The following is a 13,128-nucleotide window of genomic DNA, read 5'->3' on the forward strand; positions in this document are numbered from 1 at the left end:
GCGCGTTGGTGCCGCGTTGGTGCCGCGTTGGTGGCGCGGTGGTGCCGCGTTGGTGGCGCGGTGGCGCCGTGTTGGTGCCGCCGCCGTACGCCCGCCGCGCGGCACCGCCTCCGCCATCAACGATTGACGTCCACCACCACCCGCCCGCGCATGCCGCCCGCGATGATGCGCTGGCCCGCCTCGATCGCCTCGGTCAGGCCGATCTCCTGCGTGATCGCCGCCAGGCGGTCCGGCTCGAGGTCCTGAGCCAGCCGCGCCCACGCCTGCTCGCGCCGCGCCATCGGCGCCATCACGCTGTCGATGCCGTGCAGCGTCACGCCGCGCAGGATGAACGGCGCCACCGAGCCCGGGAAGTCCATGCCCTGCGCCAGCCCGCAGGCCGTCACCACGCCGCCGTAGCGGACCTGCGCGATGGCATTGACCAGCGTATGCGAACCGACCGCGTCGACCACCGCGGCCCAGCGCTCCTTCTGCAGCGGCTTGCCGGGCGCGGACAGTTCGGCGCGATCGATGACGTCGGCCGCGCCGAGCGCCTTCAGGAAATCCGCCTCGCCGGTCTTGCCGGTCGAGGCCACGACGCGATACCCAAGCTTGCCCAGCAGCGCGATCGCCACGGTGCCGACGCCGCCCGAGGCGCCGGTCACCAGCACCTCGCCCTGCTCGGGCCGCACGCCCGACGCTTCCAGCGCCAGCACCGACAGCATCGCGGTATAGCCCGCGGTGCCGATCGCCATCGCCTGCCGCGTCGTCAGCGACTCGGGCAGGCGCACCAGCCAATCGCCCTTCAGGCGCGCACGCTGCGCCAGGCAGCCCCAGTGCGTCTCGCCGACGCCGTAGCCGTTCAGCACCACCTTGTCGCCCGCTTGCCAGCGCGGATTCGACGACTCCACCACGGTGCCGGCACCGTCGATGCCGGCCACCATCGGCCATTTGCGCACGACCGGGCTGCGGCCCGTGATCGCCAGGCCGTCCTTGAAGTTGATCGTCGAATAGTCGATCTCGACCAGCACGTCGCCGTCGGCAGGCAGCTGGTCATCCTGCAGCGTCGAGATCTCGGCGCGGGTCGACGGCTTGTCGCCGTCGGTCTGGGTCAGCAGCAGCGCGCGGAAGGTCATGGTGGTGTCTCCTGTGGATGCGATCCGTTATGCGATCAGTTGTGCGATCGTTGTGCGTTCTGTTCTGCGATCCGGTCTGCGATCCGGTCTGCGATCCGGTCTGCGATCCGATATGCGATCGGTGATGCGACCGTGCGGGCCGGATCGCCGCGCCGGCCCACGCCGGCCCGCCGCGCCGGACCTCCGTGGTTCCTTACTTCTTCAGGCTGGACAGCTTGCGCTCCAGCGTGGCGACGTCGGCCGCGCCTGGAATGCGGGTGCCGTCGGTGAAGAACACCGCGGGCGTGCCGGTGACATTGAGGCTGTGGCCCAGCGCCAGGTTCTCTTCCAGCGGCGTCTTGCAGTTGCCGGCACCGCTCGGCGCGACCTTCGACAGCATCCAGTCGCGCCACGCCTTGGTGCGATCGGCCGCGCACCAGACCTGTTTGGCCTTGGCGGTCGAATCCGGCGACAGCACCGGATAGAGGAAGGTGTAGACCGTGATGTTGTCCATCTGCTGGAAGGTCTGCTCGATCTGCTTGCAATAGCCGCAGTTCGGATCGGAGAACACCGCGACCTGGCGGCTGCCGTCGCCCTTGCTCCATTTGATCGCGCGCGACAGCGGCAGGTCGGACCACTTGATGCGATTGATCTCGGCCAGGCGCTGCTCGGTCAGGTTGGTGCCGCTGCGCGTGTCGAGCAGCTCGCCATTGAGGATGTAGCGGCCGCTCGCATCGGCGTAGACCAGCTGGCCGCCGATATTGACTTCGTAGAGTCCGGCGATCGGCGTCTTCTCGACACTCTTGATCTCGGCGCGGCCGCCCAGCATCTTCTGCACATTGGTCTTGATGCGCTCCGCGGTCGGATCGGCCGCCGCCAGCGCCGGATGCGCGAAGGCGGCAGTGGCCACGGCGAGCGTCAGCACGGCCATCGCGCGCGCGGCGCGCTCGGTCAGCACGTTGGACCGCGTGATGGAACGCAGCGGGTTCGGGCGGGCGGAGCGCCCGAGGGAATACGACATGTTGACTCCGGGTTCTGGTTGGCTCGGATGTGGGTGGAGCTGGCGGCTTGGCCGCGGCTTGTTTCGGATCAGCGGGATCAGTGTCGGATCAGTGGGATCGGTCCGATGCGTCGGTTACGCGGAGGCGGCCGGTTCAAGGCGCCGGCGCTCAGCCCAGCGCCCGTCCGATCAGGAACCGCTTCAGCAGCGCCTGCGCGCCCACGGCACGCATGCCGGTATTGCGGACCATCCGCGCCACCCCGCCCTGCAGCGAGAACAGCCGATGCAGGCCATCGGTGGCGGCCGTCAGCGACAGCAGGTCGGTGGCGCGCGCGCGCTCGTAGCGGCGCAGCAGGCGCAGGTCGCCTTCGTCGCGGAACGACTCTTTGGCGGCCATCACGCGGCCAAGTTCCGCGACATCGCGCAAACCGAGGTTCATGCCCTGCCCGGCCAGCGGGTGCACCACGTGGGCCGCGTCGCCGACCAGCACCACATGCGGCTGCACCACGCAGTCGGCATGCTGCAGCACCAGCGGGAAGGCCTGCGCGGGCGTCACGCAGCGCAGCGCGCCGAACTGGCGGCCGACCGCACCGCTGGCCGCGTCCATCGCCGCCTGTGCCAGCTGCTCCGGCGCCAGCGCCGTCAATTCGCGCGCATGGGCCTCGTCGGCCGACCACACCATCGACAGGTAATTGCCCGGCAGCGGCAGCATCGCCAGGATTTCGCAGTTGCACGACTCCTCGTCGGCCAGCAGCTTGGGCGGCGCGCCGAGGAACCACTGCCACGCGGTCGCGTGATGCGGCAGCTCGCAGGCGAAATTGGCGACCACGCCCGACTGCCGGTAGCGCCGCGTACTGACGCCGATATGGCACTGGGTCCGCACCCAGGAGCGCGCGCCGTCGGCGCCCACGACGCAATTGGCGCGCACCCGCGCGCCGTCGGCCAGCGTCAACGTGACGCCCAGCTCGTCGCGCTCGAAGCCGGTGGCGGCCTGCTGGTACCAATGGACCTGATGCTGGAAACGCAGCGCGGTGTCGAGCACGCGCTCGACATGGCTCGATTCGATGATCCAGGCCAGCTCCGGCACCGCGGCCGCGTAGGCCGAGAAATGCAGATCGCCGGTCAGCCCGGCATCGTCGCGCGCGGCGGTGTCGTCGCCAAACACGCGCATGTCGCGCACCGGCTGCATCCGCGCCGGGTCCAGCGCCTCCCAGATCCGCAGCCGGCTCAGCAGCGCCTGCGAGCTGGCCGAGAACGCGTAGACGCGGCTGTCCCACTCGCCTTCACCGGGCACGGCAGCGGCGGCCGAGGCATTGCCGGGCCGCGGCGCGATCAGCGCGACCTGCATGCCCTGCTGCGCCAGCAGCAACGCGCAAGTCTTGCCGACGATGCCGCCGCCAACCACGGCAATCTGGAAATGGGAAAACGAGGTCCGCGTGGACGCGCTGGCTCTGGTCATGGGGCGATTATAGCCAGCGGCTTTGAGGGGTCACCCGGTGCTGACCCGGCGGACGGGCGAGCCCCTTGGTACGGGCGGCTCGGACGGGCGAGCAAGCCTCCTGGCATGGAGGGCTCGGACGGTCGGGCAAGCCCCCTGGCACGGGCGGTTCGGACTGGCGGGCAAGCCCCCTGGCATGGGCGGCTCGGACGGGCGGACAAGCCCCCTGGCATGGGCGGCTCGGACGGTCGGGCGTCCGGACGGCCATCCGCTAGAATACCGGCTTTGCCATCGCTTACCGCCCGGAACACCATGAGCCTCAAATGCGGCATCGTCGGCCTGCCCAACGTCGGCAAGTCCACGCTGTTCAACGCCCTGACCAAGGCCGGCATCGCCGCCGAAAACTATCCGTTCTGCACCATCGAGCCCAATGTCGGCGTGGTGGAAGTGCCGGATCCGAGGCTTAAGGCCCTCGCCGAAATCGTCAAACCCGAGCGCGTCGTCCCGGCGACGGTCGAGTTCGTCGACATCGCCGGCCTGGTGGCCGGTGCGTCCAAGGGCGAAGGGCTGGGCAACCAGTTCCTCGCCAATATCCGCGAGACCGACGCCATCACGCACGTGGTGCGCTGCTTCGAGGATCCCAACGTGATCCACGTGGCCGGCAAGGTCGATCCGCTGTCGGACATCGAAGTCATCAATACCGAGCTGGCGCTGGCCGACCTGGCCACCGTCGACAAGGCGCTGGCCCGCTACGTCAAGCCGGCCCGCGCCGGCGACAAGGAAGCGCAGCGGCTGGTCGCCGTGCTGGAGAAGGCCCAGGCCGTGCTCGACCAGGCCAAGGCCGTGCGCACGCTGGACCTGGCGCCCGAGGAATGGGACGCGCTGCGCCCGTTCTGCCTGATCACCGCCAAGCCGACCATGTATGTCGCCAACGTGCGCGAGGACGGCTTCGAGAACAATCCGCACCTGGACGCCGTGCGCAAGTACGCCGAGACCACCAAGTCGCCGGTCGTCGCCGTCTGCGCAGCGATCGAGGCCGAGATCGCCGATCTCGAGGACGAGGACAAGGCCGTGTTCCTGGCCGACCTCGGCATGGAAGAGCCGGGCCTGGACCGCGTGATCCGCGCCGGCTTCAGCCTGCTTGGCCTGCAGACCTACTTCACCGCGGGCGTCAAGGAAGTGCGCGCCTGGACCATCCACGTCGGCGACACCGCCCCCAAGGCGGCCGGCGTGATCCACACCGACTTCGAACGCGGCTTCATCCGCGCGCAAACCATCGCCTTCGAGGACTTCATCGCCTTCAAGGGCGAACAGGGTGCCAAGGAAGCGGGCAAGATGCGGGCGGAAGGCAAGGAGTATGTGGTCAAGGATGGGGATGTGATGAACTTCCTGTTCAACGTCTAAGGACGGCGAACGGTTCCCACATCCGCGTCAGCGGCCATGTTCGACAGCCCGGCTTGCCGGGCTGTTTTGCTTGAGTGTTCGCGCCTTGTTCATGCAGCAGACTTCAACCGCCGCACGTGCAGGCCATCGCGCCGCTGATCGACCTGCCACAGGTCATACGCGGCCTGATGCGCCAACCACGATTCCGCGCTCTTGCCGAAGGCCATTTCGAGTCGCACCGCCATTTCTGGCGTGATCGAAGCACGGCCGTTGACGATCTCGGACAGCGTTTTCCGCGACACGTCCAAGGCAGCGGCCGCCTCGGTGATGGTCAGCTTCAGCGGCTCCAGCCAGAGCTCATGCAGGATGTCTCCGGGGTGCGGGGCGTTATGCATACGCATGGTGTCTCTCCCTTGGGGATGCGAGCGATTTGAAGCGAAGGAGATTGCCCCAGCGCGCTGCGTGTCTCTTCCAGAAACACCCTTCAAACCCTCACCACCACCTTCCCGAACTGCTCGTTCGATTCCAGATACCGATGCGCCTCGACGATCTGGTCGAAATCGAACGTCCTGGCGATGACCGGCCGCAGTTCGCCCTCCTCCAGGCCACGCAGGATGAACGCCTTCGCCGCGGCGAGCCTTATCGGGTCGCCAGCGATCTCGTGGACCAGATACCCCCGCAGCGTCAGCGACTTGCTCAGGACCGTGAACAGCGGAAACGGCGTCGGCGCCGGGCTGAGGCCGCCGTATTCGATCAGCATGCCGCCGCGCGACATCGCGGCCGTCAGCGGCTCGAAGATCGGGCCGCCGACCGCGTCGAGCACGACGCGTACGCCCTGCTCTCCCGTGATTTCCTTTAGGCGCGATTCGAGGTCTTCCTCGTCCGAGGCCACCACATGCCGGGCACCGGCGTCGAGCAAGGCGGCCCGCTTCGCCGACGACCGCGTGATGGCGATCGGCATGGCGCCGACCCGATTGGCGATCTGGATCGCGGCGAGGCCGACGCTGCTCGATGCCGCTGTGATGGCCACGACGTCCCCCTTGCCGAGCCCGGCGATATCGACCAGCGCGCCATAAGCGGTCAGATACGGCATCCATAGCGCGGCGGCGGCTTCCCAGCTCAACGAAGGCGGATGCTTGACCACCAGCTCGGCGGGAAAGCGGACCAGTTCGCCATACGCGGGCCAGCGCACCATCGACCGCGGCGGCACGATGCTGACGGCGTCGCCGGGCGCAAGGCCTTCCACGTCCGGGCCGACCGATTCGATCACGCCCGCCGCCTCGAGGCCCAGCCCCGACGGCAAGGCCGGCATCTCGATATAGCGCCCGGTACGCAGCAGCGCCTCGGCGCGATTCAATCCGAGCGCCTTGACGCGGATCCGCACCTCGCCGGCTGCGGGTTCCGGCACCTCGGCCGATTCGATGCGCAGGACTTCGGGCCCGCCATATTGGTGGAAACGAACGACACGAGCGGTTTGCATGGTTGGCTTGACTCCAAATCGAAGAGGACGAATCCAGTATGATTTGGCGCCTAACCCGGATAAATAGCCGCTCCGGCACAACGGTACAAACCACCGGTTTTCAATATGGACCGCCTGACCAGCATGGCCGTGTTCGTCAAAGCCGTCGACCTGGGCTCGTTCGCGGCCGCCGCCGACGCACTCGGCATCACGGGTCCGATGGTCGGCAAGCATGTCCGCTTCCTCGAGGAGCGCCTCGGCACGCGGCTGCTGAACCGGACCACGCGCCGCCAAAGCCTGACCGACTTCGGACGCGCCTATTACGAACGCTGCCGCCTGATCCTGGCCGAGGCCGAGGCCGCCGACGCCCTGGCGGCCGATCAACTGGCCGAGCCGCGGGGCAAGCTGCGGGTCACGATGCCGGTGCATTTCGGCCGGCATTGCGCGATGCCGATCCTGCTGGACCTTGCGCGGCAATATCCGGCGCTGGAACTCGAGCTGTCGTTCGGCGACCGGCTGATCGATCTGGCCGAAGACGGCTACGACCTCGCGATCCGCACCGGAAGCCTGCAGGACCGGGCCGACACCATTGCGCGCCGGGTGGGTAGGCAGCGAATGATCGTCTGCGCGTCCCCCGCCTACCTCGGCCGGCATGGCGAACCGCAATCGATCGACGACCTGCGCCAGCACCATGCGATCGTCTATCGCCGCTCCGGACCCGTCGCGCCGTGGCTGTTCCCTAGTGAGGATGGGCGGCCGGTGGAATTGCAGCCCACCGGCCGGCTAATGCTTGACGACCTCGATGCGATCGCCGACGCGGCGACGGAAGGCATGGGCGTCGCGTGGCTGCCATATTGGCTTGTCCGCGATCGGATTCACGCCGGAGCACTGCTTCAGCTGCTGCCAAATGAACCGACGTTCCTGTACGACGCCTACGCACTCTGGCTGCGCACGCCGCATCTCCCGCGCAAGGTACGGCTTGCGGTCGATGCGCTGGCGGCAGATTTGCCGAGATTGATGCAGTAGAAAAACGAGACTCGCCCACTGAGATGCAGCTTGCACTACCCATACCGCCGCAATTAGATTGCTCGAAGCGGTACGTAAGCGCGGGGGAAAAGCCGACACTGGCTGGCCAAAGTGGAAAGGCTCCCGGCGGCTTGAACTATGCGGGGTTTTCTTCGTGACGCGGGAGGCAGGAAACCCTCATGTATTTGAGTAACGCCGTCGAATAGTGAAGGCTGAAATTCCATCGTTTGCTCGGCGCGCTCCAACCGCTTGCGCAATGTAGCGTTCGAAATGGCCAGGTGGTTTGCAATGGCGGTCAGATCGTTGGCCATATTGGCAAAGACCCGGAGATAGGCCACCGCCTCGGCAAAACGACCCAACACCGTCTTGTCTTGTTGGCTTTCCTCTTCGTATGTTTCGAGCATCCGGTGCGGCTCGTTGGCCTCAGGCGCGCTGAGCGTCGCCGCAAACCAGTTTTCGTGCGTTCCGCCGTCATCATCCTCACTCTGTTCATCCAGTCTCACTGCGAAACGCAGACGCTTATCCGCGTACCTTACGAATCGATTGAACAGCCGAGCAAGGATCTGCTGTTGGAAGTCTCTGTCGGCCAGGTCCGGCTGCGGGTCGCGGTCGCGGCTCAGTTTGTCTGCAAGAATCCACGCTTCACCTTGTAGATCGTCCACGGTCATTTCGCCCCGCGACTGTTTCGCGATTCGAGCCAGGTCAGGAAGGATTGCAGGGATAAGTTTGGCGAAGAACGCGCCAGCGAGGTCCGAGGACATCGTTGCTCCGATAAACAACGTGCAGCCATTGACACCACAACACTCAAGACTTGAGGCAGCGACAGCAGCGCGTCACCTATTGCTCCGCCGATACCCCATCCCCACCGCCACCCCGCCCAACACCGCCACCGACGCCACCACCAGCCGCCACGTCACCGCCTCCCCCAGCAGCAACACGCCACCGGCCGCCGCGATCACCGGCACGCTCAGTTGCACCAGTCCAGCCGTGGTCACCGTCAGACCCCGCAGCGCGACGTACCAGATGGCATAGCCCAGCGCCGAGGCGATGGCGCCGGACAGCACCGCGTACAGCATGCCTTCGGCATCGTGGCTGGCCCACGGCAGCGCGGCCAGATAGAGCGGCACGCAGCAGAGCGCGGCGCGCAGGAAGTTGCCCGCATTGGCGCGCACCGGATCTCGTACGCCCTTGGCGCGGATCGAGTAGACGCCCCAAGCCGCGCCCGACGCCAGCATCAGCAGCGCGCCCAGCAGCGGAGGCGCGGACAGGCCGGGCAGCAGCATGCCGATCAGTCCAGCGACCGCGATCAGATAGCCGGCCGTCTGCACGAGATGAGGCCGTTCGCCGAGCCACAGGCCGCGGCCGATCATCGTGACCTGCACCGCGCCGAACAGCAGCAGCGCGCCGGTGGCGGCCGATAGTTGCGCGTAGGCGTACGAGAAAAAGACGGCGTACGCGAACAGCGCCAGCGCGGAACGCCAGTTGCCGCTCGATGCCTCGGGCGTTGGCTCGGGAGCGCGCGAGACGCCATGACGCAGCCGGACCAGCACCCACAGCGTGATCGCGCCAGACAACAACCGCACGGTCGTGAAGCTGGCGGCGTCGATGGTGGTGTCCCGCAGCGCAAGCCGGCACAGCAGCGAATTGCCGGCGAAGGCGAGCATCGACAGCGCGGTACAGCCGAGCACCAGCGGGACCGAGGGCGCGGTGCTCGACGTCTTCACAGCGGATGTCCTTCGGCGTCGCGCAGCTCCACCAGCAGCGCCTGCCCCTTTCCATCGACGCGAAACGCGCCAAACTGCGCGCCCTCGTAGCGGCGCGCCTGGCCTTCCTGGAAGAAGAAGGCATCGGTCGAGATCTGGATCTGGTCCGTTCCCCAGCGCGACGGCCGCAGCTGGAAGCGCAGCAGATGCTCGCCGGCGACCAGCGGCTCGCCGCGATGCAGCCGTACGAAGCTGGCCTCGCCGCGCGCATCGAGTCGGACCACCGCGGTGCGGATACGGTCGTCGGTGGTCTCCAGCGCGCGCAGGATGGGCGCGCCGATGGCGAAGTTCAGCGCCATATAGTCGCCCTGCATCAGCGAGCGCGGGTCGACCGGCGCCAGCCGCAACAGCACCACATCGCCGCGTGCGAGCAGCCTTTCCTTGCCGATCACGCTCGCGCCTGCGACCGCGAGCGTCAGTGCCCAGGCAATCAGGATCCAACGTTTCATCGGCTGCCCTCCTCTGCGACGTCGGCGGTGCCCAGCGGGGGCCCGGGGCGCGCCAGCCAGGCGCGTGCAAACAGCACGACGATGCCGGCCGCTACCAGCGTTGCCGACTTGATCGCCAGCGTCCAGTGCAGCGCGCTGTAGTACCAGATGAAACCGAGGCCGATCGTCGCGAGGCCAAGCCCGAGCCAAGCCACGGAAGCGCGCCGCAGGGCCAGCCCGGCCGCCAGCACACCGGCCACCACGGCGGGGGCGCCGGCCATCAGCGCGGCACAGAGCGCGAGGACGCCGCAGATCGCGGCGCGCCGGCGCGGCGATCGTTGCAGTCTGGCCGTCTCGACGATGCCAAAGCCGACCAGCAGCACCGCAAACAACGCGCCCGCCAGCCAATGCGGCACGCCGCGCGCCGCCGGTTCGGTGAAGAGGCCGAGGGGATGCCCGATGCCGGTCACGATCAGCGCGCCGAGCAGGCTGCAAAGCAGCAAGGCGTCCGCGGCCGGCGCGAGCCAGTGATGGCGCCCGAGCGCGGCAAGCCGTCCCTCGGCGCTCGCGTACAGCGTCGCCTTCAGCGCGGCGAGGGGCGCCAGCCAGACCAGCGCCCAACCCATCGCCTGCCAGGGCGTGGCCGGTCCCATCGCGATGGCGATGGTCAAGGCGATTGCAATCGAAACCATCGCCGCAAGCGCGCACAACAAGCGATGCAGCCGGTTGCCGATCGCCGCATAGAGCAGCATCTCGCAGGCCGCGATGCCGCACCAGAACGCCGCGGTCTCTACCGCGCGGGCGCGGCCGAGCAGGTCGGCGGCGGCATAGAACGCGAGCCCCTGCCCGGTCAGGCTGCTGGCCAGCGCGAATTGCTCGAAGCCGGTATGGCCGGCGCGGCGCCGATACAGCAGCGCGGCCAGTGCGATCAGCGCCAGTCCGCAGACGAGAATGGCGCCGCTGTTCTCGCGCGCGGCGACGAACACGGTGCCGAGCAGGAACAGCTGGAAGAAGACCGCGCCGAGCCAGCCGGCCAACCCCGTCAACAGACGCACGGACCAGGGTGCATCGGTGTCCGCCGGCGGTTGCCCTTCGACCGCGCCCTCGGCGGCCAGCTTGCGCCACAGCGCCTGCGCGGCCGCCGCCGGTCGCGCAGGCTCGTCCTGTTCACGGTACCGCGGCTCCCCGTTAGCCAGCGACGTCTGCGCATGACCGCGATGCAAGCGCATCAACCACGTCGCCGACACGGCCGACAGGCCGAGCGTCAGCAGGCCCAGCAGCAGGAAGCCGCCGAATTCCGCGCCGGCCTCGAACAGCAGGCGCCCAAGCCCCGCGACGATCAGCGCGATCAGGGACAGCGCAATCCCGCTCAGCACCAGCAGATCGACGTTGCGCCGCCAGAACCAGGCGCCAAGTCCCAGCAAGGCGGCCAGCGCGACGATCAGCATCGCGCCGTCGAAGCGGTCGCCGAACAAGGCGGCGAGACCGAGCCAGACCGCATGCGCGCAAGCGAGAAACGCCAGCAGCCGCACGCCGCCCTGGCCGCGCACGCCGACACGCGGCGCGTGGGCGGACAGCACCAGCCATAGCACCAGCTGCAGCAAGGCGGCGGCAAGCAGCCACAGGCCGACCAGCTTGCCGTCCTCCACGCCGAACAGCAGCGTGAAAGGCAAACCGGCGCCGACTTCGACGCTGAAGAAGCGCAGCAGCGCGACATTGGCCAGCACCACCACCAGCCACCAATGCGGCGGGGCGTGCGCGGCCAGCGCCCAGGGCACGGCGAGCAGCGCCCACCAGGCGAACAGTTGCCACGCGTCGGCGCCGGTCTGGTAGACCTGTCCGATCACCGCCAGCAACGCCCCGGTGATCATTTGCGCGGCGAACAGCGCGGCGCGGCCGGCGGCGTCGCCGTCCGGCCGCCGCCAGGCGAAGGCCGCCAGCGCGCTGATCAGCACGGCGAGCACGCCGAAGCGGGTGAACTTGTGCAGGGCCTGCCAGTTGAAGGCGAAGAAGACGATCACGCCGGCGCAGAGCAGTGCCACACCAAGAGCGAGCAGCGCCCGTTGCAGCCAGCGGTGCCAGTCGGCAAGTCGCGGCTCGGTATCGGCCCAGGCCTGGCGCGCTGGCTCCATCGCCAGTCGCCCCTGTGCGCACCAGTCCGCCAGCGCGCGCCGCTGGGCATGCCGGATGTTCAGACGATGGGCTTGGCGATCGGTCGGCATGGGATGAGCAGCGCTCCGGAAAGGCGTTGGCTGCACTCTAGCAAAGCGCCGTGGCGGGCGCACGGTCAAAGGCGGTGGGGCGCAAACCAGCGAAGCACCGGGCTGTGCCGGTATGCTGTCGGCTTTTCCGGCTCACGGCTTGCGGTTCGCGGGACCGGGCCGCGGCACCGGGCACCGGGCTCCGGGCTCCGGGCTCCGGGCACCGGGCACCGGGCTCCGGGCTCCGGGCTGCGGGCTCCGGACTTTGGACTCTGGATCTGGAGTCTGGACTCTGGACTCTGGACTCTGGACTCTGGACTCTGGACTCTGGACTCTGGGCGCAAGGCTCAGGGCTCAGGGCTCAGGGCTCAGGGCTCAGGGCTCAGGGCTCAGGGCTCAGGGCTTAAGGCTTAGGTCCCGGGCTTGCGGTTCGGGCCCCCGGGCTCCCGCTGCCCGCGCAGCCGCACCGTGATCCATCCCGTTTTCCGTTTCGATCACCAGACACCATGACCCTCGGCATCCTCGCCGCCCTCCACGACGAAATCGACGGCCTGATCGCCGCGATGCGCCACGACCACGCCCGCGCCACCGTGCATCGGATCGGCATGCGCGACTACTACGTCGGCGAGCTGTACGGGCAGCGCTGCGTGGTGGTGCTGGCGCGGGTCGGCAAGGTGGCAGCCGCGGCGACCACGGTGACGCTGATTCGCGAGTTCGCGGTCGACGGCATCGTCTTCACCGGCCTGGCCGGCGGCATCGGCGCGGGCGTGCAGGTTGGCGATCTGGTGATAGCCGATCGCACCGTGCAGCACGACATGGACGCGCGTCCGCTGTTTCCGCGCCATCAAGTGCCGCTGCTGGGCCGGGACGAATTCCCCACCGATCCAGCGCTGACGGCCGCGCTGCGCGAGGCGGCGCAGGCCTTCCTGGCGGAGGATCTGGCCAGCGCCGTGCCGGCCGCGGTGCGTGCCCGATTTGGCGTCACTGCGGGCGTCACTGCGGGCGTCAGCGCGCCGAACCTGCATCTGGGCATGATCGCCAGCGGCGACCAGTTCATCGGCGCGCCGACCACGGTGGCGGAATTGCGGGCGCGGCTGCCGGGCTTGCTGGCGGTCGAAATGGAAGGCGCCGCGGTCGGCCAGGTCTGCCACGAATATGGCGTGCCGCACGCGGTCATGCGGACCGTATCGGACCGGGCCGACGACAGCGCCCATGTCGATTTCCCGGCGTTCCTGGCCGAGGTGGCCAGTCATTACTCCGAGGGCGTGATCCGGCGGCTGCTGGCGACGCTGCGGTAGCAAACCCATGGCGTTGCCCCGAAACGGGGATCCGGTGA

Annotated in this window: 12 protein-coding genes and 1 pseudogene; 4 read left to right on the forward strand and 9 right to left on the reverse strand. The window is 68.4% G+C overall.

What is annotated here, in order from left to right:
- Positions 1–116 precede the first annotated feature (116 nt).
- From acuI to F1599_RS06385, 3 genes are all read right to left on the reverse strand, one after another.
- The gene (acuI, locus tag F1599_RS06375; protein WP_150082571.1) at positions 117–1,115 is read right to left on the reverse strand and encodes an acrylyl-CoA reductase (NADPH); all 999 of its coding nucleotides are present in this window, start codon (positions 1,113–1,115) and stop codon (positions 117–119) included.
- A 193-nt stretch (positions 1,116–1,308) separates the two neighbouring features.
- Positions 1,309–2,025 carry a DsbC family protein gene (locus F1599_RS06380; RefSeq protein WP_150082632.1) on the reverse strand — a complete coding sequence of 239 codons (717 nt, stop codon included), beginning with the start codon at positions 2,023–2,025 and terminating at the stop codon, positions 1,309–1,311.
- 238 nt (positions 2,026–2,263) lie between these two features.
- Positions 2,264–3,553, reverse strand: coding sequence for a UbiH/UbiF family hydroxylase (locus tag F1599_RS06385; protein ID WP_150082572.1), 1,290 nt, complete (start codon positions 3,551–3,553; stop codon positions 2,264–2,266).
- Between the two features lie 291 nt (positions 3,554–3,844).
- On the opposite strand from F1599_RS06385, the gene ychF reads away from it, so the two are divergent.
- A complete protein-coding gene (ychF, locus tag F1599_RS06390) occupies positions 3,845–4,936 on the forward strand; it encodes a redox-regulated ATPase YchF (protein ID WP_150082573.1) in 1,092 nt (363 codons plus the stop codon).
- Between the two features lie 89 nt (positions 4,937–5,025).
- Here ychF and F1599_RS06395 read toward each other — a convergent pair whose 3' ends face one another.
- Together F1599_RS06395 and F1599_RS06400 are read right to left on the reverse strand one after the other, a co-directional pair.
- Positions 5,026–5,310 (reverse strand): HigA family addiction module antitoxin, encoded by a 285-nt coding sequence (locus tag F1599_RS06395; protein WP_317845732.1) that lies wholly within the window; start codon positions 5,308–5,310, stop codon positions 5,026–5,028.
- A gap of 89 nt (positions 5,311–5,399) precedes the next feature.
- Positions 5,400–6,395 carry a zinc-dependent alcohol dehydrogenase family protein gene (locus F1599_RS06400; protein ID WP_150082634.1) on the reverse strand — a complete coding sequence of 332 codons (996 nt, stop codon included), beginning with the start codon at positions 6,393–6,395 and terminating at the stop codon, positions 5,400–5,402.
- A gap of 123 nt (positions 6,396–6,518) precedes the next feature.
- Between F1599_RS06400 and F1599_RS26425 the strand changes: the two are divergent.
- Together F1599_RS26425 and F1599_RS06405 are read left to right on the forward strand one after the other, a co-directional pair.
- A pseudogene (locus F1599_RS26425) lies at positions 6,519–6,629 on the forward strand (helix-turn-helix domain-containing protein); the annotation flags it as partial.
- 192 nt (positions 6,630–6,821) lie between these two features.
- Complete coding sequence (locus F1599_RS06405; protein WP_263364016.1) at positions 6,822–7,400, forward strand: LysR substrate-binding domain-containing protein; 579 nt, start codon at positions 6,822–6,824, stop codon at positions 7,398–7,400.
- Positions 7,401–7,453: 53 nt separating this feature from the next.
- On the opposite strand, the gene F1599_RS06410 is transcribed toward F1599_RS06405, so the two are convergent.
- The 4 genes from F1599_RS06410 to F1599_RS26510 form a co-directional block, all read right to left on the reverse strand.
- Entirely contained in the window at positions 7,454–8,161 is a 708-nt protein-coding gene (locus F1599_RS06410; RefSeq protein ID WP_150082575.1) for a hypothetical protein, read from the reverse strand.
- 72 nt (positions 8,162–8,233) lie between these two features.
- On the reverse strand, positions 8,234–9,064 hold the full coding sequence (locus F1599_RS06415) for a DMT family transporter (protein WP_190286321.1): 831 nt from the start codon (positions 9,062–9,064) through the stop codon (positions 8,234–8,236).
- A 56-nt stretch (positions 9,065–9,120) separates the two neighbouring features.
- Positions 9,121–9,612 (reverse strand): GDYXXLXY domain-containing protein, encoded by a 492-nt coding sequence (locus tag F1599_RS06420; RefSeq protein ID WP_149319661.1) that lies wholly within the window; start codon positions 9,610–9,612, stop codon positions 9,121–9,123.
- Positions 9,609–11,813, reverse strand: a complete 2,205-nt coding sequence (locus F1599_RS26510; RefSeq protein ID WP_317845733.1) for a DUF4401 domain-containing protein — start codon at positions 11,811–11,813, stop codon at positions 9,609–9,611. The genes F1599_RS06420 and F1599_RS26510 overlap by 4 nt, the downstream gene beginning before the upstream one ends.
- 485 nt (positions 11,814–12,298) lie before the next feature.
- Here F1599_RS26510 and F1599_RS06435 point away from each other — a divergent pair, with 485 nt between their 5' ends.
- A complete protein-coding gene (locus F1599_RS06435) occupies positions 12,299–13,090 on the forward strand; it encodes a 5'-methylthioadenosine/adenosylhomocysteine nucleosidase (protein ID WP_149319663.1) in 792 nt (263 codons plus the stop codon).
- Positions 13,091–13,128 lie beyond the last annotated feature (38 nt).

The organism is Cupriavidus cauae, assembly GCF_008632125.1.
GTDB classification, from domain to species: Bacteria; Pseudomonadota; Gammaproteobacteria; order Burkholderiales; family Burkholderiaceae; genus Cupriavidus; species Cupriavidus cauae.

Excerpts from the sequence above, each read along its gene's own strand:
- acuI (WP_150082571.1), bottom strand. The coding sequence starts at position 1,115 with ATGACCTTCCGCGCGCTGCTGCTGACCCAGACCGACGGCGACAAGCCG.
- F1599_RS06380 (WP_150082632.1), bottom strand. The coding sequence starts at position 2,025 with ATGGCCGTGCTGACGCTCGCCGTGGCCACTGCCGCCTTCGCGCATCCG.
- F1599_RS06385 (WP_150082572.1), bottom strand. The coding sequence starts at position 3,553 with ATGACCAGAGCCAGCGCGTCCACGCGGACCTCGTTTTCCCATTTCCAG.
- ychF (WP_150082573.1), top strand. The coding sequence starts at position 3,845 with ATGAGCCTCAAATGCGGCATCGTCGGCCTGCCCAACGTCGGCAAGTCC.
- F1599_RS06395 (WP_317845732.1), bottom strand. The coding sequence starts at position 5,310 with ATGCATAACGCCCCGCACCCCGGAGACATCCTGCATGAGCTCTGGCTG.
- F1599_RS06400 (WP_150082634.1), bottom strand. The coding sequence starts at position 6,395 with ATGCAAACCGCTCGTGTCGTTCGTTTCCACCAATATGGCGGGCCCGAA.
- F1599_RS06405 (WP_263364016.1), top strand. The coding sequence starts at position 6,822 with ATGCCGATCCTGCTGGACCTTGCGCGGCAATATCCGGCGCTGGAACTC.
- F1599_RS06410 (WP_150082575.1), bottom strand. The coding sequence starts at position 8,161 with ATGTCCTCGGACCTCGCTGGCGCGTTCTTCGCCAAACTTATCCCTGCA.
- F1599_RS06415 (WP_190286321.1), bottom strand. The coding sequence starts at position 9,064 with ATGCTCGCCTTCGCCGGCAATTCGCTGCTGTGCCGGCTTGCGCTGCGG.
- F1599_RS06420 (WP_149319661.1), bottom strand. The coding sequence starts at position 9,612 with ATGAAACGTTGGATCCTGATTGCCTGGGCACTGACGCTCGCGGTCGCA.
- F1599_RS26510 (WP_317845733.1), bottom strand. The coding sequence starts at position 11,813 with ATGCCGACCGATCGCCAAGCCCATCGTCTGAACATCCGGCATGCCCAG.
- F1599_RS06435 (WP_149319663.1), top strand. The coding sequence starts at position 12,299 with ATGACCCTCGGCATCCTCGCCGCCCTCCACGACGAAATCGACGGCCTG.